The sequence below is a fragment of the Pseudoalteromonas sp. NZS127_1 genome, from assembly GCF_015864295.1.
GTDB classification, from domain to species: Bacteria; Pseudomonadota; Gammaproteobacteria; order Enterobacterales; family Alteromonadaceae; genus Pseudoalteromonas; species Pseudoalteromonas arctica.
The window spans coordinates 1-914 of sequence record NZ_JADYXO010000065.1; the positions used below are offsets into that span (position 1 = coordinate 1).

1 protein-coding gene and 1 pseudogene are annotated in these 914 nt (G+C 41.2%); both read left to right on the top strand.

What is annotated here, in order from left to right:
- Positions 1–459: pseudogene (locus I6F50_RS20395) on the top strand (hypothetical protein); the annotation flags it as partial.
- A gap of 54 nt (positions 460–513) precedes the next feature.
- Positions 514–831 (top strand): hypothetical protein, encoded by a 318-nt coding sequence (locus tag I6F50_RS20400; protein WP_231613056.1) that lies wholly within the window; start codon positions 514–516, stop codon positions 829–831.
- The last annotated feature ends 83 nt before the right edge of the window (positions 832–914 follow it).

Genomic DNA, 914 nt, shown 5'->3' on the forward strand with positions numbered 1-914 from the left:
CCCCAGCGCTTTCAAGTCCATTCATGCGGTAATGACCCCATGAGAGCACTTATCTTTGGTCCCATGTTTTTGGGGTTTTGTGGTAGTTTGGTTGTTGCTTTAGATATAATGCTAATCCCATTTCATGGAGAGGACGATGCTTTTCATTGGTGGTTACTTTATTTAGTACTCGGCTTTAACCTTACATTTTTAAACCTTCAACCACTCTGGGATAGGATGGCGCCTCCTAAGTTAGCGTATTTTGACCGTCAAACAGGTATGGTTGGTTATACCTTTGATATCCCAGATTGTGAAGCACGAGATGAGTTTGGTAATTGCTGTTTTGATTGGCGAGATATGCAATGCTCATTAATAAACGAAAGCACCTCGCAGTCGGGCTCGCGGGCATTTTTTCCAAGACTCTCCCATAAAAATATAGATAAATACCCACAAACAAAAATGACGATTGTAGTGACATAGTTAGCACAAAACCCAATTTATTGTTTACTGTTTTGGGAGCGCCTAGTGCGCTTTATGGATAACACCAAGCCATTACCTGATATACCTGAATATGAGGGGTACAGGCACCTAGATTCAATCACCGCTGAGTTTGATAAACAAAACAATCGCCCTGAGGTTTACTGGCGTGACATGAGCTTTGCACAACAAACCGAAATATATGATGAGCTATATGCTGAAGCATATAAAATAGATTGGTACAGCGACGAGCCACAACCCGAAATCACCAAACCATGGCAACGCTGGACGCCTGAGCCCGAGCGAAAACAAACACTTAATTGGAAATACAAAGCGAAACGTTTATTTATGCAATTAACGTGTGGGATACCCTGAGTACCTTTTATGGCGGGATTTAGTTTATATAATAAGAATGGCTGTCTAGTTTTATTATCACAATGAGAGTGAAAAATCAGGGC